22 protein-coding genes and 1 tRNA gene are annotated in these 23,258 nt (G+C 69.4%); 8 read left to right on the forward strand and 15 right to left on the reverse strand.

Features of this window, described 5'->3' with window-relative positions; all coding sequences use genetic code 11:
- The first annotated feature begins 48 nt into the window (after positions 1-48).
- Positions 49-291, forward strand: a complete 243-nt coding sequence (locus tag ACIOMQ_RS07980) for a hypothetical protein (RefSeq protein ID WP_401755038.1) — start codon at positions 49-51, stop codon at positions 289-291.
- Between the two features lie 98 nt (positions 292-389).
- On the opposite strand, the gene ACIOMQ_RS07985 is transcribed toward ACIOMQ_RS07980, so the two are convergent.
- From ACIOMQ_RS07985 to ACIOMQ_RS08005, 5 genes are all read right to left on the reverse strand, one after another.
- Positions 390-635, reverse strand: coding sequence for an LLM class flavin-dependent oxidoreductase (locus ACIOMQ_RS07985; RefSeq protein WP_362201654.1), 246 nt, complete (start codon positions 633-635; stop codon positions 390-392).
- A gap of 78 nt (positions 636-713) precedes the next feature.
- A complete protein-coding gene (locus ACIOMQ_RS07990; RefSeq protein WP_362201651.1) occupies positions 714-1,256 on the reverse strand; it encodes an RNA 2'-phosphotransferase in 543 nt (180 codons plus the stop codon).
- A gap of 165 nt (positions 1,257-1,421) precedes the next feature.
- A complete protein-coding gene (locus ACIOMQ_RS07995; protein ID WP_401985892.1) occupies positions 1,422-2,402 on the reverse strand; it encodes a MerR family transcriptional regulator in 981 nt (326 codons plus the stop codon).
- Positions 2,399-4,180: an SDR family oxidoreductase gene (locus ACIOMQ_RS08000; protein WP_402188233.1), complete on the reverse strand. Its 1,782-nt coding sequence runs from the start codon at positions 4,178-4,180 to the stop codon at positions 2,399-2,401. The genes ACIOMQ_RS07995 and ACIOMQ_RS08000 overlap by 4 nt, the downstream gene beginning before the upstream one ends.
- Positions 4,177-5,028 (reverse strand): M24 family metallopeptidase, encoded by an 852-nt coding sequence (locus tag ACIOMQ_RS08005; RefSeq protein ID WP_362201642.1) that lies wholly within the window; start codon positions 5,026-5,028, stop codon positions 4,177-4,179. The genes ACIOMQ_RS08000 and ACIOMQ_RS08005 overlap by 4 nt, the downstream gene beginning before the upstream one ends.
- A gap of 218 nt (positions 5,029-5,246) precedes the next feature.
- On the opposite strand from ACIOMQ_RS08005, the gene ACIOMQ_RS08010 reads away from it, so the two are divergent.
- The 6 genes from ACIOMQ_RS08010 to ACIOMQ_RS08035 all read left to right on the forward strand — a co-directional run bounded on the left by ACIOMQ_RS08010 (position 5,247) and on the right by ACIOMQ_RS08035 (position 10,295).
- Entirely contained in the window at positions 5,247-6,299 is a 1,053-nt protein-coding gene (locus ACIOMQ_RS08010) for an ABC transporter ATP-binding protein (protein WP_401261930.1), read from the forward strand.
- Positions 6,299-7,207 (forward strand): ABC transporter permease, encoded by a 909-nt coding sequence (locus ACIOMQ_RS08015; protein ID WP_362201639.1) that lies wholly within the window; start codon positions 6,299-6,301, stop codon positions 7,205-7,207. The genes ACIOMQ_RS08010 and ACIOMQ_RS08015 overlap by 1 nt, the downstream gene beginning before the upstream one ends.
- Positions 7,204-8,115, forward strand: coding sequence for an ABC transporter ATP-binding protein (locus ACIOMQ_RS08020; protein WP_389792473.1), 912 nt, complete (start codon positions 7,204-7,206; stop codon positions 8,113-8,115). The genes ACIOMQ_RS08015 and ACIOMQ_RS08020 overlap by 4 nt, the downstream gene beginning before the upstream one ends.
- A 30-nt stretch (positions 8,116-8,145) precedes the next feature.
- Positions 8,146-8,865 carry an ABC transporter permease gene (locus ACIOMQ_RS08025; protein ID WP_362201633.1) on the forward strand — a complete coding sequence of 240 codons (720 nt, stop codon included), beginning with the start codon at positions 8,146-8,148 and terminating at the stop codon, positions 8,863-8,865.
- Positions 8,866-9,200: 335 nt separating this feature from the next.
- Positions 9,201-9,899, forward strand: a complete 699-nt coding sequence (locus ACIOMQ_RS08030; protein WP_401262618.1) for a hypothetical protein — start codon at positions 9,201-9,203, stop codon at positions 9,897-9,899.
- 308 nt (positions 9,900-10,207) lie between these two features.
- Positions 10,208-10,295: transfer RNA gene (locus tag ACIOMQ_RS08035), tRNA-Ser, on the forward strand.
- Between the two features lie 163 nt (positions 10,296-10,458).
- Here the strand turns inward: ACIOMQ_RS08035 and ACIOMQ_RS08040 are convergent.
- The 9 genes from ACIOMQ_RS08040 to ACIOMQ_RS08080 form a co-directional block, all read right to left on the reverse strand.
- Positions 10,459-11,256, reverse strand: coding sequence for an HAD family hydrolase (locus tag ACIOMQ_RS08040; protein ID WP_362201630.1), 798 nt, complete (start codon positions 11,254-11,256; stop codon positions 10,459-10,461).
- Positions 11,253-12,542 carry a serine--tRNA ligase gene (serS, locus tag ACIOMQ_RS08045; protein ID WP_362201627.1) on the reverse strand — a complete coding sequence of 430 codons (1,290 nt, stop codon included), beginning with the start codon at positions 12,540-12,542 and terminating at the stop codon, positions 11,253-11,255. The genes ACIOMQ_RS08040 and serS overlap by 4 nt, the downstream gene beginning before the upstream one ends.
- A gap of 813 nt (positions 12,543-13,355) precedes the next feature.
- Positions 13,356-14,291, reverse strand: a complete 936-nt coding sequence (pheA, locus tag ACIOMQ_RS08050; protein WP_401261924.1) for a prephenate dehydratase — start codon at positions 14,289-14,291, stop codon at positions 13,356-13,358.
- Positions 14,292-14,318: 27 nt separating this feature from the next.
- Positions 14,319-15,710 carry an iron uptake transporter deferrochelatase/peroxidase subunit gene (gene efeB, locus ACIOMQ_RS08055; protein WP_402188234.1) on the reverse strand — a complete coding sequence of 464 codons (1,392 nt, stop codon included), beginning with the start codon at positions 15,708-15,710 and terminating at the stop codon, positions 14,319-14,321.
- 8 nt (positions 15,711-15,718) lie between these two features.
- The gene (locus ACIOMQ_RS08060) at positions 15,719-17,752 is read right to left on the reverse strand and encodes a copper resistance CopC/CopD family protein (protein WP_402188236.1); all 2,034 of its coding nucleotides are present in this window, start codon (positions 17,750-17,752) and stop codon (positions 15,719-15,721) included.
- A 14-nt stretch (positions 17,753-17,766) separates the two neighbouring features.
- Complete coding sequence (locus ACIOMQ_RS08065; RefSeq protein ID WP_362201618.1) at positions 17,767-18,216, reverse strand: copper chaperone PCu(A)C; 450 nt, start codon at positions 18,214-18,216, stop codon at positions 17,767-17,769.
- Positions 18,213-18,866 carry an SCO family protein gene (locus tag ACIOMQ_RS08070; RefSeq protein WP_362201615.1) on the reverse strand — a complete coding sequence of 218 codons (654 nt, stop codon included), beginning with the start codon at positions 18,864-18,866 and terminating at the stop codon, positions 18,213-18,215. The genes ACIOMQ_RS08065 and ACIOMQ_RS08070 overlap by 4 nt, the downstream gene beginning before the upstream one ends.
- A gap of 130 nt (positions 18,867-18,996) precedes the next feature.
- On the reverse strand, positions 18,997-19,743 hold the full coding sequence (locus ACIOMQ_RS08075; protein ID WP_401261918.1) for a YcnI family protein: 747 nt from the start codon (positions 19,741-19,743) through the stop codon (positions 18,997-18,999).
- A 192-nt stretch (positions 19,744-19,935) separates the two neighbouring features.
- Positions 19,936-20,739: a hypothetical protein gene (locus ACIOMQ_RS08080; protein ID WP_401939455.1), complete on the reverse strand. Its 804-nt coding sequence runs from the start codon at positions 20,737-20,739 to the stop codon at positions 19,936-19,938.
- A 260-nt stretch (positions 20,740-20,999) separates the two neighbouring features.
- Here ACIOMQ_RS08080 and ACIOMQ_RS08085 point away from each other — a divergent pair, with 260 nt between their 5' ends.
- Positions 21,000-21,524 carry an ATP-binding protein gene (locus ACIOMQ_RS08085; RefSeq protein ID WP_389792454.1) on the forward strand — a complete coding sequence of 175 codons (525 nt, stop codon included), beginning with the start codon at positions 21,000-21,002 and terminating at the stop codon, positions 21,522-21,524.
- Between the two features lie 221 nt (positions 21,525-21,745).
- On the opposite strand, the gene ACIOMQ_RS08090 is transcribed toward ACIOMQ_RS08085, so the two are convergent.
- Complete coding sequence (locus ACIOMQ_RS08090; RefSeq protein WP_401261916.1) at positions 21,746-23,209, reverse strand: aminopeptidase P family protein; 1,464 nt, start codon at positions 23,207-23,209, stop codon at positions 21,746-21,748.
- Positions 23,210-23,258: the final 49 nt, after the last annotated feature.

Below are 23,258 nucleotides of genomic sequence, written 5' to 3' on the forward strand. Positions count from 1 at the left end.
ACAATTGGCAGGATTCCGTGCCGCTGAACAAGCGGGAAGACTTTGAGGGTGAGTGGTGTGGCCGCACTCGTCTACTTCCGGAAGATCTCCGGGGAAGCGGAGCTGGTCCGCTACGAGTTCGGGGACGATCCGGACAGCTTTTCGCGACACCTGACCATGGACAAGGAATCCCGCACGTGTTCGGCCGACGACGGCCGGACGGACTACTCGTTCCTCAAGGCGTCCTGGAAGATCAACGCGATGCGCGAGGAGCGCGGTCAGTGGCCGGACCGTGGCACGAGCGTGAGTTGACCGGCCTCTGTCATGGCTTCAGTCCAGTCCCTCGTCGACCAGGGTGCTGCCGACGTCTGGGCCGTGGAGGCACGAGCAGATATCGCTGAAGTCACAGGTCAGGCCGCGATAGGTGAACAAGGCTTGACTGAGGTGACGAGGGTGCCCAGGCGCAGCCGCTGGGTGGCGGCGGCAGCGGCGGTGAGGGTCGGTACCGCGCCGAACCATGGCCCGTCGCGGAAGGTCCGCCAGGCCAGGTGGTCGTAGGTGTAGGCGGCGTGGAACTCCAGCTCCTCGGCGCGCTGCCAGAGCTTTTGGCCCTCGCTCCAGCGGTGGATCGGCAGAATCACAGTGCTCAGACGCATGACTACGACCATACGGGGCCGACATGGGCGGGCCCGTGTCCGTGGCGGCGCACCGGGCCTTGGCGGGCCGGCCGGGGATCAGTCGCGGAAGCGCAGGAACGCGGGCGGTACGGCGGCGGTGAGCCAGACGCCGTTGGCGCTGACGCAGAAGGTGTGACCCGCACGGTGCATGGCGCCCGAGTCCACGGACAGGACCACGGGGCGGCCGCGCCGGGCACCGACCCTGGTCGCGGTCTCGCGGTCGGGCGAGAGGTGGACGTGCGTGCGGTTCATGGGGCGCAGGCCCTCGCCGCGGATCGCGTCCAGCGCGCTGCCCACCGTGCCGTGGTAGAGGTACGCGGGCGGCTCGGCCGGCGGGAGAGCGAGATCCACGGGGACGGTGTGGCCCTGGCTCGCACGAATGCGGCCGTTCTCGACGGCGAAGCGCTGTTTGTCGTTGACGGCCACTACATGATCGAGCTCACTCCGGGTGAGGGGAAAGCTGTTGCGGGCCGTGGCGCGCAGCAGTTCGTCGATCGGCACCCAGCCGTGGGGGTCGAGCGTGATGCCGATCCGTTCCGGCTGGTGCCGCAGGTGCTTCGAGAGGTACTTGGACACCTTGACGGTGCGTTTTTCGTCCATTCCGTCAGAGTGCCGTCGACGGTCTGCTGGGGGCATCCGAATTTCACCCCGATTCACTACAGCAATTTTATTCGCTGTGGCAATTTTCGTCCACGGGTTTGATCCACAGCCAACACGAGTTATCCACAGGCTACTTGGCGATTCTGTGGACAAGTCGCCGAAGAATCAACCGATTTGATCAATTGGCCTTATTTTATTGTGAGATGCGGCAAGTGTGTCCAATGTCCTTGACTGCACCTCGCGTTCCGCAGCAGCCGCGACGAACGCGGAGACGTTCTGCGGTCCAACCAGCCGTTGTACGGCCCGGATCGTCTGAGCCGGCAGGTCCACCGCGCGCGTTCCGGACACCGGGACCTCGGGAGCGAGCGGGGCATCCGTGCCGAGGTGGTGCCGCAGATGGCGGGTGGCGAACGTCCGCATCGCCCGCGCGAGTTCGGCGTCCACCGTCTGCTGGGCGAGCGGGCGAAGCCTGCGCACCATGGTGGCCGCCTCCGCCGCGTCCGAGTCCGTCGGCGGACGATGACCCAGATAGCGTGCGAAGACGTGCTCGGTGGTGAACTCCAGGAACCGCGAGGCGATCTGCTCGACCTGGCCGCGAAGTTCCCTCAGATGGACGGAGATTGCGCTGAGAGGGACACCGGCGGCGTGCAACTCGACGGCGACGGCGAGCTCTTGTGGGCTGGGTACCAGGAATTCGTCCTCTCGCCCCGGGACACGTTCGAGTACACCGAGGTCCACCGCCTCGGCGACCGCCTCGTCGTCCGGGCTGCCGCCGAACCTGGCGTTCAGCTCGGCCCGGGTGATCCGGTCGGCCTGCTCGTCCGTCCAGGGGCCGTGCACCTCCGCGACGAGCCCGAGCACCCCGCCCAGACCGCGGCCCGTGTCCCATGCCTCCAGAAGTTCCTTGATGCTGGCCAGGGTGTAGCCGCGGTCCAGCAGATCGGCGATCTGCCGGAGCCGGGCGAGGTGGGTGTCGCGGTACACATTGGCCCGGCCGCGCCGCTCCGGTGTCGGCAGCAGGCCGCGGTCCTGGTAGGCGCGGATCGTACGGACCGTGGCGCCGCTCGCATGCGCCAGGTCCTCGATCCGGTACTCGGCGGCGGACCGGCCGGCCGCCGCCGACGGCGGCTGCTCACGGCCGCTCACAGCGGCGGCTTCAGCCGGGCGATCCCGCGCAGCGCACCGGGGCTGAACCGGGACAGGAACCGGGCACCGCGGGCCTCCGGAGTCACCGGCACGACGGCCTGGTTGCGCACCACCGCCTTGAGGATCGCGTCGGCGACCCTCTCCGGCGGGTAGTTGCGGAGCCCGTACAAGCGGCTGGTCCGCTTCTGCAGCCGCTTCTCCTCCGCGGCGTCGGCGCCGGCGAAGTGCGTCGTCGCGGTGATGTTCGTGTTGACGATGCCGGGGCAGATCGCGCTGACCCCGATCGACCGGTCGGCGAGCTCGGCCCGCAGGCACTCGCTGAGCATCAGCACGGCCGCCTTGGAGGTGCTGTACGCGGGCAGAGCCCGGGAGGGCTGGTAGGCGGCCGCGGAAGCAGTGTTGACGATGTGGCCGCCCTGGCCGCGTTCGGCCATCTGCCCGCCGAAGATCCGGCAGCCGTGGATGACCCCCCACAGATTGACGTCGAGGACGTTCTTCCAGTCCTCGCTCGTCGTCTCCAGGAAGGAGCCGGACAGGCCGATCCCGGCGTTGTTGACCAGGACGTCGACGATGCCGTACTCGGCGGCGACCTTCTCGGCGAGCTTCTCCATCGCCTGCTCGTCGCTGACGTCGACCGCTTCGCCCCAGGCCGCGGGGGAGCCGATCAGCCGGGCCATCTCCGCCGTCCTGGCCGCTCCCTCCCCGTCCCGGTCCACGGCCACCACCCGGGCGCCCGCCTCGGCGAAGGCGAACGCGGTGGCCCGGCCGATGCCGCCGGCCGCGCCCGTCACCAGGACCAGTTGCCCGCCGAACCGGTCCGCGTACGCCCCGGTCGGCGCGATGTCCTGCACCGGTCGGCCGTCCGCCAGCGCCTCCTCGTTGGCGGCGGCGAACTCGCCGATCCAGGAGGCGAGCCGGTCCGGCCTGGTGCGCGGCACCCAGTGCTTGCCCGGCAGGGAACGGCGTAGCAACTGAGGTGCCCACAGCTCCAACTGGTCGTACAGCTTCTGTGACAGGAAGATGTCGTCGGTCGGTGTGATCAGCTGGACCGGTACGTGCGCGTAGGCGTCGGTGCGGGGCCTGCGCAGCCGGGTCCGGACGTTGTCGCGGTAGAGCCAGGCGCCGTGCGCCGCATCGCTGGGCAGGGAGGACGTCGGGTAGTCGCCCGCGGGCACCTTTTCCAGCCGCTGGAGGATCCTCGGCCACTGCCTGCCGAGCGGGCCGCGCCAGGCGAGCTCGGGCAGCACCGGAGTATGCAGCATGTAGACGTACCAGGACTTGGCCCCCTGGCCCAGCAGCTGGCCGACCCGGCGCGGGGTGGGCCGGGTCACCCGCTGCTTGATCCAGTGCCCGAAGTGGTCCAGGGACGGCCCGGACATCGAGGTGAACGAGGCGATCCGGCCCTCGGTCCGCTTGACCGTGACGAACTCCCAGGACTGGACCGACCCCCAGTCGTGCCCCACCAGGTGCACCGGCCGGTCCGGGCTCACCGCGTCGGCGACGGCCAGGAAGTCATCGGTGAGCTTCTCCAGGGTGAAGCCGCCGCGCAGCGGCTTCGGCGCTGTGGACCGGCCGTGCCCGCGCACGTCGTACAGCACGACGTGCCACTGATCGGCCAGCCGCCGCGCCACGTCCGTCCAGACCTCCTTGCTGTCCGGGTAGCCGTGGACGAGGACGATCGTCGGCCGCGCCTCGTCGCCCAACTCGGCTACGCACAGCTCGATTCCGCCCGTGCGAACCCGGCGCTCGCGCGCCTCCGGCAGACTCTGCGGACTCATGCCGCCACCCTCTCCTCGGCCCAGCGCCGCACGTGCGGCAGATCGTCGTCCAGCCAGAAGGCGCTCTGCTCGGGGTCCTTGGAGTCGGTGACCACCAGGATCTCCTCGAACTTGGCGCCCGTACCCCGGAATCCGAGGTGGGGTTCGACCGCCCACAGACCGGGCTGCGGCGGGTGGTCGGAGAAGCGGTACGGACTCCACAGCGGCGACCAGCCGTCCCGGTGTCCGTGCACCGCGTCGCTCAGGAGTCCCTTGAGCGACTGGGTTCCGAAGCCGAACACACGTGGCGACCAGCGGCGCTCGGTGACGCGGTCGACCTTGTGGGCGATGACGCCGAAGGGGTAGGCGCGATGCCTGTTGGCGTACCCCTGCTTGATCATCTGGCGTTCGACGTCCTCGTAGATCTCGCGCAGCGAACGCCGCTCCCGCACCTCGCGCAGAATCAGCTCGCGGTGGACCTCCAGATCGGCCAGGAGCTTGTCGTGCAGGGGATTGAGCCCGAGGCAGCCGGAGTAGCCGATGTCCGCCGTGAAGCCCTTGTACACCGGGGCCATGTCGAGGATGAACGGCATCCCCGGCTCCAGCTTCCGGTTGGTCGGGAAGAACTGCAGGGGCACCTTGAAGCCGGCGAAGGCCGTGCGGTCCCCGAACCAGGCGAAGGGGAGGTGGAACCAGTCCCGCACCCCGCGCTCGCGCAGCCAGTCGCGCTGCATCCGGGCCGCCTCGCGCTCGGTCACCCCCGGCCCGAGCCGGGCGGCGACCGCCTCCGCGCAGTCGTACGCGAGACGCTGCACCTCTCTGAACCCCCGCAGCTCCGGGGCCCGTCCGTCCTTCACTGCCGAGGTCATGCCACCGTCCGTTCCCTGCCGTGTGCGGTACGTGTCCGTAACGTGACACTGATGAATGTGACAATGTCCGGCGACTACGTCAAGAGGCGTGCGGAGACCTGTGGACAACTCCGGGGCGCCCGGCCCCCGACCCCAGTACTCCTCCCCTGTGGTGGCCCCCTACGGGTCCGTACGCCTGGAGACGGATGCGGATCCAACCGCCTGGGCTGACGTCCGCTGTGGCCCGCGCCACTATCGTCGAGGACGTGACTGTGATCGCGACCGAAAGCCTGAGCAAGCGGTTCCCCCGGGTGACCGCGCTTGACCGGCTCTCCCTGGACATCGGACCCGGTGTGACCGGCCTGGTGGGTTCCAACGGAGCCGGCAAGTCCACATTGATCAAGATCCTGCTGGGCCTGTCCCCCGCCACCGAAGGCCGGGCCGCGGTGCTTGGGCTCGACGTCGCCACCAGTGGCGCCGCCATCCGGGAACGGGTCGGCTACATGCCCGAGCACGACTGCCTGCCACCGGACGTCTCGGCCACCGAGTTCGTCGTCCACATGGCGCGGATGTCCGGACTGCCACCGACGGCCGCACGCGAGCGCACCGCGGACACACTGCGCCACGTCGGTCTCTACGAAGAGCGCTACCGCCCCATCGGCGGCTACTCGACCGGCATGAAGCAGCGCGTGAAGCTGGCCCAGGCGCTGGTCCACGACCCGCAGCTGGTCCTGCTCGACGAGCCGACCAACGGTCTGGACCCGGTCGGCCGCGACGAGATGCTCGGGCTGATCCGCCGCGTGTACACGGACTTCGGCATTTCGGTCCTGGTCACCTCGCACCTCCTGGGCGAGCTCGAACGCACCTGTGACCACGTCGTCGTCATCGACGGCGGCGCACTCCTGCGCTCCAGCTCCACCAGCGACTTCACCCAGACCACCACGACCCTCGCGGTCGAGGTCACCGACAGCGACACCCACCCGGACGGCACCGACGCGCTGCGCCGGGCCCTCACCGGAGCCGGAGTCACGCTCGTGGGCCTCGACGGCCTCGACGGACAGGGGCTTCCCGGCGCGGGCCACATCCTGCTGATCGAGGCGACCGGCGAGGAGACGTACGACATCGTGCGCGACAGCGTCGCCGGGCTCGGACTCGGTCTCGTACGGATGGAGCAGCGACGCCACCACATCGCCGAGGTCTTCCATACCGAAGGGGATCCGCAGGCCGCGGCCGTGGCACAGACCGCGTCCGCGGGCGCCGGGGCCGTACAGCAGAAGGGGAACGGTCGGTGATGAGCACTGAGACCGGGGCCGTGAGCGGGAGCGAGACCTCCCGGATCCACAACATCGGATACCGCTCCTACGACGGCAAGCGGCTGGGCCGCGGCTACGCGCGGCGCTCGCTCTACTCGCAGTCCCTGCGGGGCTCCTTCGGACTGGGGCGTTCCGCCAAGTCCAAGGTGCTGCCGATGCTGCTCTTCGGAGTGATGTGCATGATCGCGGCGATCATCGTCGCCGTCGCCATCGCCACCCCTGGGAGCACGGCACTGCCGATCAAGTACACGGCGTTCGCGATCTACCTGCAGGCCGTCATTGGCCTCTTCCTGGCCGCGCAGGCACCGCAGTCGGTCTCCCGGGACCTGCGCTTCAAGAGCGTGCCGCTGTATTTCTCACGGCCGATCGAGCGGGGCGACTACGTCGTCGCGAAGCTGGCAGCCATGGCGTCCGCGCTCTTCATCCTCACCGGGGCGCCGCTCGTCATCCTCTATGCGGGCGCGCTGCTCGGGAAGTTCGACTTCGTCGAGCAGACCAAGGGGTTCGGACAGGGGATGGTCTCGGTGGCGCTGCTCTCCGTGCTCTTCGCCGGACTCGGGCTGGTGATGGCCGCGCTGACGCCGCGCCGCGGTTTCGGTGTCGCCGCGGTGATCGCCGTGCTGACCATCTCCTACGGTGCGGTCTCCACGGTCCAGGCCATCGCCTGGCAGACGGATTCCGCCGGGGCCATCGAGTGGCTGGGGCTCTTCTCCCCCATCACGCTGATCGACGGTGTGCAGACCGCGTTCCTCGGAGCCAATACGGCCTTCCCCGGAGGGGAAGGCCCGGGAGCGGGGGCCGGCCTGGTCTATCTGATCGTTGTTCTCGCGCTCATCGCCGGCTCGTACGCCGTACTGATGCGCCGCTACCGGAGGGTCGGGCTGTGACCACCATCGAGATCGACCACACCTCGCGCTGGTTCGGCAATGTGGTCGCCGTCAACGACGTGAGCATGACGGTGGGCCCGGGCGTCACCGGGCTGCTCGGCCCCAACGGCGCGGGGAAGTCCACGCTGATCAATATGATGGCCGGTTTCCTCGCACCGTCGACAGGGACCGTCACGCTCGACGGCCAGGCGATCTGGCGCAATGAAGCGGTGTACAAGGAGATCGGGATCGTGCCGGAGCGGGAAGGGATGTACGACTTCCTGACCGGCCGCGAATTCGTCGTCGCCAACGCCGAGTTGCAGGGGCTCGGCGACGCGGAGGCGCAGAAGGCGCTGGCCACGGTCGAGATGGAGTACGCGCAGGACCGCAAGATCTCGACGTACAGCAAGGGCATGCGCCAGCGCGTGAAGATGGCGTCCGCCCTGGTCCACGAACCATCGGTGCTGCTGCTCGACGAGCCGTTCAACGGGATGGACCCGCGCCAGCGGATGCAGCTGATGGAGCTGCTGCGGCGGATGGGGGCCCAGGGCCGTACCGTGCTCTTCTCCTCCCACATCCTCGAAGAGGTGGAACAACTCGCCTCGCACATCGAGGTGATCGTGGCGGGGCGGCACGCGGCGTCCGGTGACTTCCGGAAGATCCGCCGGCTGATGACGGACCGCCCGCACCGCTATCTCGTACGTTCCAGTGACGACCGCGCCCTCGCCGCCGCGCTCATCGCCGACCCGTCGACGGCCGGTATCGAGGTGGACCTCGGCGAACAGGCCCTGCGCATCCAGGCGGTCGATTTCGGACGCTTCACCGAGCTGCTGCCCAAGGTCGCACGTGAGCACGGAATTCGCCTTCTGACCGTTTCGCCGTCCGACGAGTCCCTCGAATCGGTCTTTTCCTATCTCGTAGCGGCCTGAGTAGTGGCCTGAAAGGAGCTGTGAAGCGTCATGTACGACCCCACAGTCGCCCGGCTCACCTACCGGGCCCTGCTCGGCCGGCGCCGGGCCGCCATCCTCTTCGTCCTGCCGGCATTGCTGGTGATCATCGCCGTGGCGGTACGGACCTTCGCCGGAGCCGATGACCAGGTCGCCTCGGATGTGCTGGGCGGCTTCGCCATCGCCACGATGGTGCCGCTGATCGGCGTGATCGCCGGAACCGGAGCCATCGGTCCCGAGATCGACGACGGATCGATCGTCTATCTGCTGGCCAAGCCGGTGAAGCGGCCGACGATCATCTTCACCAAGCTGATCGTGGCCATCGCCGTCACGATGGTCTTCTCCGCACTGCCCACGCTGATCGCGGGGCTGATCCTCAACGGCAACGGCCAGCAGATCGCGGTGGCGTACACCATCGCGGCACTGGTCGCCTCGATCGCGTACAGCTCGCTGTTCCTGCTGCTGGGCACCGTCAGCCGGCACGCGGTCGTCTTCGGCCTCGTCTACGCGCTGGTGTGGGAGGCCCTGTTCGGCACCCTGGTGCCGGGGGCGCGCACGCTCAGCGTTCAGCAGTGGTCCCTCGCGGTGGCCGAGAAGGTCGGCGGGGCGGGCGCGATCACCTCCGACGTCGGGCTGCCGGTCGCGACGGTCCTGCTGGCGGCGGTCACGGTGGTGGCGACCTGGTACGCCGGGCAGAAGCTGCGCACGCTGAAGCTGGCCGGGGAGGAGTGACCGGGGGCCCGCCTCCGGACACCTTCTCGGGTCTCCGCGGCTGACTCTCCGATCCCGGTCACCCCTGCCGACGTCAACCCTCGCCTGCCGGGCGGGGGTTGATGCGTTTCGGACAGCAGTACGCGTGACTGTACGGTTATCGGTTCGTTGGGCAGGGCGCGTGGAGGCAACTGGAATCCGTGGCGTCGTGGCTTTCGTGAAACAGGGATTGCCGATGCCGGCGAGGAGCACCCGCCGGGTCGGTCATTGAGTGAGTGGCAACCGTGAGCGTCCTCCGCCCCTCAGGCCCGGGACAGGGCTGTCCGCCATCGGTTTCACGATCGGAAGGCATGCCCATGCCCACGGAAGTCGCCCTGCTCGAATCGCGTGCGCTGCGCGTCGAGCAGATGGGGCGCGTCGATGTCCTCGACAAGGTCAAGAGCCTTGTCATGCTCCCGGACGGTATTCACCTTCGCACAGAGGACGTGGCTCGTTACTTCGAAGTATCCACAACCGCTGTCAGGAGGCTTACCGACCGCCATCAGAACGAGCTCGTGGAGAACGGGATGCGCGTGCTCCGCGGCGCTGATCTGCGCTCCTTCCATAGCGACATGATGTCGCTATGGGTGGGTGAGGGGCCGGGAAGTTATCCACAGGCGGCGACCCAGCTCAGGCTCTACACCCGCAGAACCGTCCTCAACATCGCGATGCTTCTTCGCGACAGCGACATCGCCCGATGCGTCCGTACGTATCTGCTCGACGCCGAGCAGGACCTGCGAGCGGGCTACACCTCGCTCGAACACCGCGTCACCCGGATCGAGAGCTGCCTCGCCGGAGTGGGCGCCGCGCTTCAGGAGCTCGGGCCCGTCCTCAACCGGATGTCGCTCCGGCTCGACAGCCTCGACCGGAGACTGGACGTCACCCATCAGGTCGTCGGCGCCATGAGCGTGCGGCTGGGGCACGTGTCCGAGGACCTCGTCCGTATCGACGGCAGGTTGGACGATCTCGCCCGCCACCTGAAGGATCTGAGCCGCCGAGGCAACAAGCAGCGCTGATCCGACCGGTGTTCGCGGTCTTTCGGTGATGCCCGGAAAACGGGTGGCACCGAAAGGCCGTGCCGGGCACAGTAGTGGGTGCAGCACATGCCGACGCCGGTGCGGAAGCCCCGGCGCGACCAGCAGCGAGCCGACAAGCACGCCACAGGCCGGGAGAGGAGCGCGACGATGACCGAGAGTCCGAGTCCGTCGAGTTCCCAGCAGGGCGGGCCCGAGCCGGCACCGGAGTAGTCACCGACGACTCCGCCGTGCCGATCGGAGCAGGATGCCCGGGGCGGTTCCTCCGCGCAACGCGCGGCCGCCCTCCCGGAGGATTGGCCGAGTGGTAAGGCAGCGGCTTGCTAAGCCGTCGTCGGGGCCGTGAACCCCGCGCGCGTTCGATCCGCGCATCCTCCGCAGCAGCACCGTCCACTGCCGGTACGGGCCCGGTCTCCGGCAAGCTCGATCTCCGGCAGGCCCGAACTCCGGCGGGCCTGATCTCCGACACGTCCGGTCTCCGACTACGGGCCCGGTCCGGTCCGGTCGGAGACCGTACCTGTGCCGCCCGAGCCCGTACGGGCTACAGCAGCTGTTCCAGCACCACAGCGATGCCGTCGTCCTCGTTGGACGCGGTGATCTCCTGAGCCACGGCCTTCAGATCCTCATGTGCGTTGGCCATGGCCACACCCCGCTGCGCCCAGGCGAACATCGGGATGTCGTTCGGCATGTCACCGAAGGCCAGGGTGTCCACGGCCTTCACACCCAGGCGGCGCGCGGCCAGCGAGAGTCCGGTCGCCTTGCTCAGCCCCAGCGGCAGGATCTCCACCACGCCCGGACCGGCCATGACCACGTCCACCAGGTTCCCGACAGCGGCTCGCGCGGCCTTCGCCAACGCGTCGTCGTCGAGGTCGGGGTGCTGGATGTAGACCTTGTTCAGGGGAGCCGACCACAACTCGGCCGGGTCCTCGGCGAAGACAGCCGGAAGCGGCCCTTCCTGGACGCGGTAGCCGGGGCCGACCAGCACGTCGCCGTCGAGCCCGTCACGGCTCGCCGCCAGTGCCAACGGGCCGACCTCGGCCTCGACCTTGGACAGCGCGAGACCGGCGAGCTGCCGGTCCAGCGTCAGCGAGGTCAGCAGCTTGTGCTCGCCCGCGTGGTAGACCTGCGCGCCCTGGCCGCAGACCGCGAGCCCCTCGTAGCCCAGGTCGTCCAGGATGTGCCGGGTCCACGGGACCGCGCGGCCGGTGACGATGATGTGTGCGGCACCGGCCGCGGTGACCGCGGCCAGCGCCGCACGGGTGCGCTCGGAGACCGTGCCGTCGTTACGCAGAAGCGTGCCGTCGAGATCGGTCGCGACGAGCTTGTACGGAAAGGTCACTTGGCGACCGGCTCCAGAACCTCGCGCCCGCCCAGGTACGGCCGGAGCACCTCTGGCACCCGCACCGAACCGTCGGCCAGCTGGTGGTTCTCCAGGATCGCCACGATCGTGCGCGGTACGGCGCAGAGCGTGCCGTTCAGCGTGGCCAGCGGCTGGAGAACCTTCTTGCCGTCATGGGAGTCGCGCATCCGGACGGACAGTCGGCGCGCCTGGAAGCTGTTGCAGTTCGACGCGGACGTCAGCTCGCGGTACTTGCCCTGCGTCGGGATCCACGCCTCGCAGTCGAACTTCCGGGCGGCCGAGGCCCCCAGATCACCGGTGGCGACATCGATCACCTGGAAGGGCAGCTCAAGAGCGGTGAGCCACTGCTTCTCCCAGTCCAGGAGCCGGCGGTGCTCGGCCTCGGCGTCCGCCGGATCGACGTACGAGAACATCTCCACCTTGTCGAACTGGTGGACGCGGAAGATGCCCCGGGTGTCCTTGCCGTACGTACCGGCTTCACGGCGGTAGCACGGCGAGAAGCCCGCGTACCGCAGCGGCAGTTTGTCGGCGTCGATGATCTCGTCCATGTGGTACGCGGCGAGCGGGACCTCGGAGGTGCCGACCAGGTAGTAGTCGTCCTTCTCCAGGTGGTACACGTTCTCCGCGGCCTGGCCGAGGAAGCCGGTGCCCTCCATGGCGCGCGGGCGGACCAGCGCCGGTGTGAGCATCGGGACGAAGCCGGCCTCGGTGGCCTGGGCGATCGCCGCGTTGACGAGGGCGAGCTCCAGCAGCGCGCCGACACCCGTCAGGTAGTAGAAGCGCGAGCCGGAGACCTTGGCGCCACGTTCCATGTCGATGGCGCCGAGCATCTCGCCGAGCTCCAGGTGGTCCCTGGGCTCGAAGCCCTCGGCCCCGAAGTCACGGATCGTGCCGTGCGTCTCCAGGACGACGAAGTCTTCCTCGCCGCCGATCGGCACGTCCTCGTGGACGATGTTGCCGAGCCGGAGCATCAGGCGCTTGGCCTCCGCGTCGGCCTCGTCCTGCGCCGCGTCGGCCGCCTTGACGTCGGCCTTCAGCTGCTCGGCCTTCTTCAGGAGCTCGGCGCGCTCCTCGGGCGAAGCCTTGGGGATGAGCTTGCCGAGCGCTTTCTGCTCGGAGCGGAGTTCGTCGAAGCGGACGCCGGACGACCTGCGCCGCTCGTCGGCGGAGAGAAGGGCGTCGACGAGCTCGACGTCCTCTCCACGGGCGCGCTGGGAGGCGCGAACACGGTCGGGGTCCTCACGAAGCAGGCGAAGGTCAATCACCCCTCCAGGCTACCGGTGCGCGCTTCTCCGGCTCGAACCGATATTGCCAAGCGTGTCACTTTGTCCGAATTGCCGGAATTGGAAATGCTGGAAGATGTGGAATCGCCGGAGTTGATCTCGGTTGATCTCGGCTGAACTTAGCCGTCAATAAAAAGACTTTATTCCCCTAAAAGGGGCAGAAGGTATCGGTCGTCTTGACGCATCTTCCGTGCGGGGAAGGGGAGTTGACCGTTGCTTGTCCACAGGTGTGGGCGGTTCCCGGAGTTATCCACAGGCTGTGAAGAAGATCTGTGGACACTGGGGTCGGGCATTCCCAAAGTCGCTTGAGGGCTCACGGATTCCCCGTTCAAACCCACTTCAGACGCTCGTTCAGGTGGGAATTTTCCATTCTGAAGAGTTGATCAACGGAATTGGAGTGACACGGGACGACCTGGGTGGCCTTCTGGCCTGTGGACGCTTCTGAGGGGACTGGGGTGATATGTCGACCATGTCGCATTGGAGCGCCAGCGAGTGTCGACTTGTCCCCAGGTCGAGAGTCGACGCTGTGGATAACTCTGTGGATGGCGAAAATCGGCAGTTAATACTGTCGGCTGTGCGAGCACGCCGCGCCGGTGGTGCGGACGCATCAGCATCCGGGCCGGGGCGGGCCGCCGGCCCCCGGAACCGCCGCCCCTTGAGCCGGTCAGCACCGGAACCACCGGCCATTGGAACCGCCGGCCCCCGGAACTGCCGCCCCCTGAGCCGTCAGCCCCGCCCGGCATGGTCGGCGCTCGTGACTGTCAGTCCCGTGCCGCGCCCCGTACAGCCGAGCCCTCAGCCCCGCCCGTCCAGATTGCGGGCCAGCCAGTCGGAGGCCTCCGTGAACTCCGCGTCCGACGTACCCGCCCGCAGCGGCCGTACGTCCTGCAGCGCCACCCCGGCACGCGGGTACGACCCGAGGAACCGCACCTTCGGGCAGATCCGCTTCAGCCCCATCAACGCCTCGCCGACGCGACGGTCCGCGATGTGCCCCTCGGCGTCCACGGCGAAGCAGTAGTTCCCGATTCCGGCACCCGTCGGCCGCGACTGGATCAGCATCAGGTTCACCCCGCGCACCGCGAACTCCTGGAGCAGTTCGAGCAGCGCACCGGGGTGGTCCTCGCCCAGCCAGATGACCACCGACGTCTTGTCCGCGCCCGTCGGCGCCGCCGGCCGGGCCGGGCGGCCCACCAGGACGAACCGGGTCTGCGCGTTGACCGCGTCATGGATCTCGGTCACCAGCGGTTCGAGACCGTAGGTCGCCGCCGCGAACTCACCGGCGAAGGCGGCGTCGTACTGCCCCTCCTGCACCAGCCGGGCACCGTCGGCGTTGGAGGCCGCGGACTCCCACACGGCGTCCGGGAGATGGGCGGCCATCCAGTTGCGCACCTGCGGCTGCGCGGCCGGGTGCGCGGTGACCGACTTGATGTCGGTCAGTTTGGTACCGGGCCGCACCAGCAGCGCGAAGGTGATGGAGAGCAGCACCTCGCGGTAGATCATCAGCGGTTCGCCGGTGGTCAGCTCGTCGAGCGTCGCGGTGATGCCGCCCTCCACGGAGTTCTCGATCGGTACGAGCGCTGCCGCGGCCTCCCCATTGCGCACCGCGTCCAGAGCCACCGGTACGGAGACCATCGGGACGAGTTCGCGGGTGGCGGCTTCCGGGAGCGTACGGAGGGCGACCTCGGTGAAGGTGCCTTCGGGGCCGAGATATGCGTAGCGCGTGGCGGACATACCGTCACCCTAATGCGCCCCGGTCGCTCAGGACTCCAACAGCCGCTGCCCCACGTACTCGCCGTCCGCCGCGCCACCCGGCACCGCGAACAGGCCGCTGGCCTCGTGCCGGATGAACGGCGACAGAGCATCCCCCCGGTCCAGCTTCCGCTGCACCGGGACGAACCCCCGCAGCGGATCCGCCTGCCAGCAGACGAACAGCAGCCCCGCGTCCGGCGTGCCGTCCGCCGCGATGCCGTCGTGGTACGAGAAGGGGCGCCGCAGCATGGCCGCGCCGCTGTTCTTCTCGGGGGAGGAGATCCGGGCGTGGGCGTTGTCCGGGATCAGGAGCTTGCCGCCGGCGCCCGCCTTGTCGAGGTCCATCGCGGTGGTCTCGGTTCCGCCGCTCAGCGGAGCGCCGTCCTTCTTGCGGCGCCCTATGACCTGCTCCTGCCGTTCCACCGGGAGCTTCTCCCAGTCGTCGAGCAGCATCCTGATCCGGCGTACGACGGCATACGAGCCACCGGCCAGCCAGTCGTACTTCTGGTCCGTCCCGTCGGGAACGAAGATGCGCCGGTCGAAGTCGCTCTCGGCGGGCTTGGGGTTGGCGGTGCCGTCGATCTGGCCCATCAGGTTGCGGGCGGTCATCGGCTGCGCGGTGGCGCCGGGGCTGCGGTTGAAGCCGTTCATCTGCCAGCGGACCCTGGCTGCCGGGGCGGCCTCCTTCTGTACGGCACGCAGCGCGTGGAAGGCGACGAGTGCGTCGTCGGCGCCGATCTGTACCCAGAGTTCACCGTCGGAGCGCTTGGTGTCGAGGTGGTCGGAGGAGAACGGCGGCAGCGGGTCGAGCCCCGGCGGCCGGTGGCCGACCAGGCCCGTGCGATCGAAGAAGGTGCGGCCGAAGCCGAAGGTGACGGTCAGCGAGGACGGTCCGGCATCCAGCGCGATGCCGGTGTCATGGGCGGCGCCGTCCGCCGCGCCGCTGTCGGCGGGTTCGCCGGCCATCAGGCGCCGGGCCACGGCCGACCAGCGGCGCATCAGGGCGGCCGCTTCCTTCCGTCCCGCACCGGGAGCCAGATCGAAGGCGACGAGATGGCCGCGTGCCTGAAGCGGAGTGGTGATCCCCGGTTGATGTTTCCCGTGAAACATCACCTGGGTGGAGCCGACCTCGGTCAGCGCGGTCGGCTTGCCGGGCCGGGTCGCGGCATAGCCGGTCGCACCGCCCGCCGCGCCCAGGACCAGCCCGGTCGCACCGGCCACGCCGGCGCTGCCGAGCAGCCGCCGGCGGGAGATGGCGCCGCTGCCGCGGGCTCCGTCTTCCCCGTTGCCCGCGGCGGGCTCTCTGTTGCCGGTGGGGGGCGCGCCGCCTGCGGAGGTCTTCGCGCCGCCTGCGGAGGTCTTCCGGTTGCCGGGGGAGGTCCTGCTGCTTGTTCCGCTCACGATCCTGCTCAGCCGATCTTCACGTTCTTGTCGATGGTCGTCTGATCGATGTCCGACGTCCGTACGGTCACGGCGACCTTCCAGTCGCCCGCCATGGGGATCTGGACGCCGCTCGCGGTCCAGTGGCCCTCGGTGAGCCGGACAGGGGTGATGGGAAGCGGGCCGATGTCCTTGGACTCCAGAGTGAAGGCGAGCTTCAGTTCGGGGACGTCCATGGCCTTTCCGTCGGTGCTGTCGATCCAGAGGTGGAGCTCATTGGTGCCGGTACGGGCGGGGTCGATGTCCATCCGCACGGTTCCCTTGCCGTTCTTGCCGCCGGTGTCGAAGGGCAGCGTCAGATTGACCGGGCCCGTGGCTGCGGGGGCGGTTGCCGCCGTGGAGCCGCGGGCCGCTTCCTCCTCGGTGCGTCCCGGCTCGGTCGAGGTCAGTACGGTCGCCACGGCCAGCAGCGCCACGGCGACTGCGACCTCCGCCAGTACCGAACGGCGCAGCCCGGACCGCTCGGTGTCGGCATCGCGGACCCGCTTCTTCTCGGCGGTGGCCACGGCGGCCCGCTGCCGGGCGAGCTGGGCCGCCCGTGCGGGGTCCTCGGAGGCGGGCGACGGCGTGACCGGGGCGGCCTCCTCTTCTTCCATCCCAGCCCCGGCCCCGGCCTTCGCCTCGGCAACGGCCCCGGCCCCGGCCTTCGCCTCAACCCCGGCCTCCAGCCCGGCCCCGGTCTCCAGTCCGGTCCCGGTTTCCTCTTCCGCCGCGGCGGCTCCGTTCATGACCAGTCGCGCGGTCCAGCGGCGTGAGAACCAGGCGATCCCGACCAGGACGGCGACGAGCCCCACCTTCACGAGCAGCAGCTGCCCGTACCCCGTGCCGGTCAGCGCGGACCAGGTGCCGACCTGGCGCCACGACTGGTAGATCCCGGTGGCGGTGAGCACGAGCACGCTGCCGAACGCGACACGGGAGAAGCGCCGTACGGCCGTCGCTCCGATGTCCGGCGTCCGGTACAGCGCGACCAGCAATGCCGTCAGCCCGCCCAGCCACGCCGCGACGGCCAGCAGGTGGAGGATGTCGACCGGCATGGCGATGCCCGGCTGGAGCCCGGTCGAGGCGTGTTCGGCGAGTGCCCAGGTCCCGGCGATCCCGGCGGCGATCACGGTGCCGCCGATGGCCAGTCCGAAGGTGAGGTCCTTCTTCTCGCGCTCGTCCTCGCGCTTCGCGTACGCCCCGAACAGCACGGCGATGAAGAGTGCGGAAGCGCCGAGCAGCAGCAGCCGGGATACGAGCGCCGCGCCGGGCTTGGTGTCGAGGACAGCCTTCAGGCCGTCGAGGTCGAAAGCGTCCCCCAGTTTCCCGGAGCCGGTGTACGGGTTGCGCAGGAGGAGCATGGCCAGGGTGGCCACGGTGAGGGTCATCCAGCCGCGTACGACCAGGCGTTGCAGCGGCCGTGCGCCCGCCCCGCGCTGCCAGCAGGCCAGCACGAAGGCCGCGCCACCCGCCAGCAGGATGAAACCGGCGTACGCGGCATAGCGTGCGATGCCGTAGAGGGTGCCGACGAGGCCGCCCCCCGCCTCGTCGGCCGGGAGGGCGACCTTGGTCTTGGAGGGGGCCCCGATGGAGAAGGTGAAGGCGCCCGAGACGGGGTGGCTGTCCGCCGAGACGGCCTGCCAGGCAACGGTGTACGTGCCGTCGGGCAGCCCGGCGTGCAGCGTGACCCCGTACTTCACGGTGGAGCCGCTTTGCAGATCACGTGGTGCGCCGGTGTCGGCGCGTTTGCCGTCGGGGTCCAGGACCCGGATGGAGCCGTCGCTCATGGCGACCTGTTCGGAGAAGGTGAGCGTGACCTCCTTGGGAGCGGTGTCGACCACCGTCCCGTCCTGCGGATCGCTCCCGGTGAGTGCGGCATGCGCGGACGCGGGGCCCGCGCCGCCCAGCAGCAGGCCGAACACCATGCCGACGAGGGCGGCCAGGAGCGCGGCCGCGGCGAGCGGCCGGCGCGGTGCGGGAGCGGCCGGGGGCGGTCCGAAGTGCGGGACGGTGGTGGCTGTCATGGCGAGTCAGGCCCTCACTGCTTCTTCGGGTTGTGGGTGGTCTCCTTCACGGGAAGGTCGATCTTTATCGGGTCGGCCTTCTCGAAGTGCAGCTCCACAGATACCTTCTCGCCCTGCTTGGGCCGCTGCTTGAGCTTCATGAACATGATGTGGTTTCCGCCGCGTTCCAGATCCAGCTCGCCGCCCGCGGGCACCTCGAAGGACGACACCATGCGCATCGTCTGGTTCTTCGTCTCGTGGATCGTGATGTCGTCCGAGAGCGGGCTGGTGACGGAGGTGAGCCGGTCGGAGGTGTCCCCGCTGTTCCGTATGACGAGGAAACCGGCCGCCATGTCGCTGACGGGCTGCGGCATGAACGCACCGCTCACCTTCAGCTCGGGCTTGCTGTCCGAGGACGAGCACCCCGCCAGCATCAGCCCGGTGGCGAGGGCGGCGACAGCAACGAGGGTGGTGCGGCGGTTCACGGGTTCTCCCCCTTGACGATCTTGGGGAGGTCCTTGGTGTAGTCGTCGGGCGAGGTGTCCTCGCTGTATACGAGGTAGCCCTTGTCGGTCTTCGGGGAGAACGCGATGACCTGGGATCCGTGCATCGAGACGATCGTGCCGTCCTTCTCCTTCTTCGGGGCGTCGATGCCGATGCCGATCTGGCGCGCGCCCGCCTGGATGGTCGGGAAGTCGCCGGTGAGGCCGGTGAAGGAGGCGTCCTGGGACTTGAGCCAGGTGCCCAGCGAGGATGGCGTGTCGCGCTCGGGGTCGGTGGTCACGAAGACCACCTGGAGCTTGTCCTGGTCGGCCTTGGGCAGGGACTTCTTGGCGATGGCGATGTTGCTCATGATGAGCGGGCAGACGTCGGGGCAGTTGGTGTAGCCGAAGTAGATCAGTGTCGGCTTGCCCTTGGTCCGCGCACGGAGGTCGTACTTCTCGCCGTGGGTGTCGGTGAGGACGAGGTCGGGCTTGGTGAACGGCTGGTCGAGTACCGTCGCGGCCTTGGTCTTGGCCTCGACGGACACATCGGCGATGGGCTTCTTCGCGCCGTCGTCGCTGCTGCCGCAGGCGGACAGGGTGAGTGCGGCCGCGGCGGCGAACGCCGCGGCCAGCACAGTTTTCTTACGCATGGAGCACTGATTCCTGGTGGGTCGATGGGTCGGTGGGGCTGTGGAACCGGTGGGGTTTCGGGACCGGTACGGCTGTGGGACCGTCGGGGCCCCGGGACCCGTGGGGCTCCGGGGCCCGTGGGGCTCCGGATCAGGCGGTGCGGCGCCGGCCCGCGAGGATGCCGAAGGCCACCCCCGCGATACCGATGACGATGCCGACGATGCCGAGGACGCGGGCCGTGGTGTCACTGGAGGACTCGTCCGACGCGGCCGTCGTCTGCTTGTCCGCCGCCTTCGCGGCGGCGTCGGCACCGCTCTTGTCGTCGGCGCCGGCGCCGTGCTCACCGGCGGTCGCCGCGGTCAGCTTGAGGACCGGTGCAGGGCTCTCGGGCTCGTCGGCACCGTCCTTCTGCTCCTCGATCCAGCGGACGACTTCCTTGTTGTCGTACGTCTGGATGGCCTTGAACACCAGCTGGTCGGTGTCCTCGGGGAGCTGGCCGATGGAGAGCGGGAACTGCTGGAAGCTGCCCGGCCGGATACCGCGCGCGTCCTTGTCGCCCGTGGCCGTCCAGGTGACCTTGGAGACGGCCTCGTTGATCTTCTGGCCGTGCATCTCCAGAGGCTTGGCCAGCTTGCTCTTGGCGACCTCGATGTCCCAGCCGGGCACGGCCTGCGGCATGACCGAGGCCAGCGGGTGGTCGGTCGGGAAGTTGACCTCGACCTTGGTCGTCGAGGCGTCGTCACGCTCGTTGGGGACCTTGAAGTTGACGGTGGCGTAACCGCCCTTGGCGGCCTCGCCCTGCGGCTGCACGCTGACGTGTGCGGAGGCCGTACCGGCGAGGATCAGCACGGTGGACGCGGCGATGCCGCCGACGAGGGCGATGCGGGAAACGTTCATGACAGGAATCACTCCACGGAAGCACGAAAGGTGGTCCGGCGCGCGGATGCGCGACGGCATCGCGACACCTCTTCCCCATATGCGGTGTGTGTGCACGACGCGTACGGCACCGACGCGTACGCGCCGTGTGGCGCTTGTGCGTCGAGCGGTACGTGCGTCGAGTGGCACGTGCATCGGGTGGCGGGTGTCGCGTCAGGCTGCGCGTACGTATGCGGGGGGCGGCCCGCGCCTGATCACCATGTGCTGCAACGGGTCCCCGGTGGCGGGGGTCGGGGTGTCGACCGCAGTACGGAGGGTGCGCGGCCCGGCCGCCGGGGCGCCGGGCAGTCCGGCGCGCAGGGCGTTCACGAGCGCGAGCGCGGCGCGCAGCGCGCGCAGCCGGGCGCCGGCCGCGACCTGCTGGGCGCCGTGCGCGGACAGCCGGGCGAGCCGGAACAGGGCGATCTCGCCGCGCCGCAGCAGCCAGCCGGTGGCCACGGCGGCCAGCAGGTGGCCGAGCAGCATGGGCAGGCTGGGCAGCAGACCGGTGAGGCCGGCCGGGTCCGAGCCGGCGGCGGAGGCCATGTGCTGGTGTCCGCGGGCCGCCACCGACGCCGGGTCGATGCCCGCGGTGGTGACGATGCGGTGCGCTTCGGCGGCGTTCAGCTGCGCCGGTCCCATGCCGCAGACGAGGCTTGCCGCGAACCTGATCAGTGAGTCGTCGCCCGCGGCGGTGTCCGTCGGGGCGGCGTGCGTACCCAGGCCGAAGAGGGTGTGCAGGGCGAGCTGTCCGCCGGCCAGCGTGGCGGCGATGGACGGCAGTGAGCGCTCGCGTCCGGCGAGCGGTGCCGTCACCGCGAAGACCCCCAGGAAGCCGGCGAGCAGCGTCCACCAGGGGACGGCCGCGCAGGATGCCAGGGAGTGACCTGCCGCGGACAGCGCGACGCAGACCGCGGTGAACACCGCGGCCCTCAGGAGCCGCAGACCGGCTCCGGCGCGTGCGACAGGCATAGACATGGCGGGGCCATCATCGCACCGTGCCCCGGGCCTCCGCGCGGCAGGTCCGGAAGGTCGCCTTCCGCCCGGTTGGGCACGGGACGGGGGTGCCGTGACCGGATCCGGACACCGGTCGGGACGATCGGCCGGGTCGGGCATACACGGGTGCGGGGAACGCTGGTATCCGCCGAATGAGCGGTGTCACATCCGGTGCGCGCTTACGAACGGCCCCGCGCGGCAATACGTATCGGTATGTCGAGCCGCAGCCAGGAGGCTGGAGCATGAGCATCTGGTGGTCCCTCCATTTGCGGCGTGAGGCTGCGAGCGTTCCGCTCGCCCGTCGTTTCCTGCTGGGCACGATGGAGACCGCGGGCGTCGATCCGGAGATCTCCTTCGACCTGTCGGTCGCGCTCACCGAGGCCTGTGCGAACGCCGTTGAACATGGTGGCGACCACAAGGTTCAGGGAGAACAGAGCGTCGGCCGGGATCCGTGGGACGTATGGGAAGAGCTGCCCGGGACGGCCTCCGGGCAGTACCGGGTCACCGCGTATCTGGACGGCGAGAAGTGCCGTATCGAAGTCGCCGATTCAGGACCGGGCTTCCCCGCCCGGCGCACGCTGCGCTCGTCCGCGCGGCAGCACGATCCCCAGTACCCGCCGCTCGGCGCGGAGGACGGCCGGGGGCTCTGTCTGATCGAGCAGCTCGCCGATCACGTCCACTTCCGCAACCGTCCCGGACGCGGTGCCGTGGTGAGCTTCGACAAGGTCCTGAAATGGCGGAAGGACGCCCTGCTCATGGTGTCCTGAGCGGGGCGTCCTTCGACGCGTGGAAGACCAGTTGCCGGGCCTACTGTGCCTACCGGGCCTTTTGTTCAGCCCTCGGAGCCCTCGGGAGCCCCGGGGACCCGGCCCTTGAGACTCAGCCCCGGGACCCGGCCCTTGAGACTCAACCCCCGGGATCCGGCCTTTGGGACTCAGCCTTTGAGACGCAGCCCCTGAAGCAGCCCCTGAGACTCGGCCTTTGGGACTCAGCCCTTGAGCTGAGCCATCCACGCCTCGACCTCGTCGGCCCGGCGCGGCAGCTTGTCGGAGAGGTTCCGGTTCCCGTCCTCGGTGACGAGGATGTCGTCCTCGATCCGGACGCCGATGCCCCGGTACTCCTCGGGCACGGTCAGGTCGTCGGTCTGGAAGTACAGACCGGGCTCGACCGTGAGGCAGACACCGGGCTCCAGCGTCCCGTTGACATACGTCTCGGTGCGCGCGGCGGCGCAGTCGTGGACGTCCATGCCGAGCATGTGGCCGGTGCCGTGCAGCGTCCAGCGCCGCTGGAGGCCCAGCTCCAGGACCTTCTCCACGGACAGGTCGCCCAGCAGGCCCCACTCGACGAGCTTCTCGGTGAGTACGCGCTGTGCCGCGTCGTGGAAGTCGCGGAAGTCGGCACCGGGCTTGACGGCCGCGATACCCGCTTCCTGCGCCTCGTACACCGCGTCGTAGATCTTCCGCTGCAGCGGCGTGAACGTGCCGTTGATCGGAAGGGTGCGGGTCACGTCGGCGGTGTAGAGGTCATTGGTCTCCACACCGGCGTCGAGCAGCAGCAGGTCGCCGGAGCGCACCGGGCCGTCGTTGCGCACCCAGTGCAGGGTGGTGGCGTGCGGGCCGGCGGCGCAGATCGAGCCGTAGCCGATGTCGTTGCCCTCGATGCGGGCGCGCAGGAAGAAGGTGCCCTCGATGTAGCGCTCGCTCGTCGCCTCGGCCTTGTCGAGGACCTTCACGACGTCCTCGAAGCCGCGTGCGGTGGCGTCGCAGGCCTTCTCCAGTTCGGCGATCTCGAAGGCGTCCTTGACCAAGCGGGCCTCGGAGAGGAAGACGCGCAGTTCCTCGTCACGCTCGGCGGTGACCTTGTCGGCCAGCGCGGCCTCGATGCCGGCGTCGTGGCCGCGGACGTTGCGGACCGGGCCGGTGGCCTCGGCCAGCGCGGCCGGGAGCTCGCGGACGTCCTTCGCCGGGATGCCCAGCAGCTGCTCGGCCTCGGCGAGGGAGTGGCGGCGGCCCACCCACAGCTCGCCCTGGCCGTCGAGCCAGAACTCACCGTTCTCGCGGTTGGAGCGCGGCAGCAGGTGGATGGTCGCCTCGTGCCCGTCCCGGGTCGGCTCCAGGACGAGGACGCCGTCCTGGGTCTGGTCGCCGGTGAGGTACGCGTACTCGGTGGAGGCGCGGAAGGCGTACTCGGTGTCGTTGGAGCGGGTCTTCAGGTTGCCCGCGGGGACGACCAGGCGCTCACCGGGAAAGCGCGCGGAGAGCGCGGCGCGGCGGGCGGCAGTGTGCTTGGCCTGGGCGATCGGTTCGAGGCCGTGGAGTTCCGTATCGGCCCAACCGGACTTCATGTTCGCGGCGAGTTCATCGGAGACGCCCGGGTACAGGCCGTTCTTCCGCTGCTTGACCGTCGCTTCTTCTTCGGTCTCCGGGGTCTCCGGGGTGAGCTCCTCAGCCACGACTTGTCTCTCCTTGATACGACACTGGACCCCGTCCATCGTACGGGCG

Origin of the sequence: Streptomyces sp. NPDC087845 (genome assembly GCF_044742755.1) — a bacterium.
GTDB lineage: Bacteria > Actinomycetota > Actinomycetes > Streptomycetales > Streptomycetaceae > Streptomyces.

Bases quoted from the DNA above. Each gene is read 5' to 3' on its own strand.
- ACIOMQ_RS07985 (WP_362201654.1), bottom strand. From the start codon at position 635: ATGCGTCTGAGCACTGTGATTCTGCCGATCCACCGCTGGAGCGAGGGC.
- ACIOMQ_RS07990 (WP_362201651.1), bottom strand. From the start codon at position 1,256: ATGGACGAAAAACGCACCGTCAAGGTGTCCAAGTACCTCTCGAAGCAC.
- ACIOMQ_RS08000 (WP_402188233.1), bottom strand. From the start codon at position 4,180: ATGAGTCCGCAGAGTCTGCCGGAGGCGCGCGAGCGCCGGGTTCGCACG.
- ACIOMQ_RS08005 (WP_362201642.1), bottom strand. From the start codon at position 5,028: ATGACCTCGGCAGTGAAGGACGGACGGGCCCCGGAGCTGCGGGGGTTC.
- ACIOMQ_RS08015 (WP_362201639.1), top strand. From the start codon at position 6,299: ATGAGCACTGAGACCGGGGCCGTGAGCGGGAGCGAGACCTCCCGGATC.
- ACIOMQ_RS08025 (WP_362201633.1), top strand. From the start codon at position 8,146: ATGTACGACCCCACAGTCGCCCGGCTCACCTACCGGGCCCTGCTCGGC.
- ACIOMQ_RS08030 (WP_401262618.1), top strand. From the start codon at position 9,201: ATGCCCACGGAAGTCGCCCTGCTCGAATCGCGTGCGCTGCGCGTCGAG.
- pheA (WP_401261924.1), bottom strand. From the start codon at position 14,291: ATGTCCGCCACGCGCTACGCATATCTCGGCCCCGAAGGCACCTTCACC.
- ACIOMQ_RS08060 (WP_402188236.1), bottom strand. From the start codon at position 17,752: ATGACAGCCACCACCGTCCCGCACTTCGGACCGCCCCCGGCCGCTCCC.
- ACIOMQ_RS08070 (WP_362201615.1), bottom strand. From the start codon at position 18,866: ATGCGTAAGAAAACTGTGCTGGCCGCGGCGTTCGCCGCCGCGGCCGCA.
- ACIOMQ_RS08075 (WP_401261918.1), bottom strand. From the start codon at position 19,743: ATGAACGTTTCCCGCATCGCCCTCGTCGGCGGCATCGCCGCGTCCACC.
- ACIOMQ_RS08080 (WP_401939455.1), bottom strand. From the start codon at position 20,739: ATGTCTATGCCTGTCGCACGCGCCGGAGCCGGTCTGCGGCTCCTGAGG.
- ACIOMQ_RS08085 (WP_389792454.1), top strand. From the start codon at position 21,000: ATGAGCATCTGGTGGTCCCTCCATTTGCGGCGTGAGGCTGCGAGCGTT.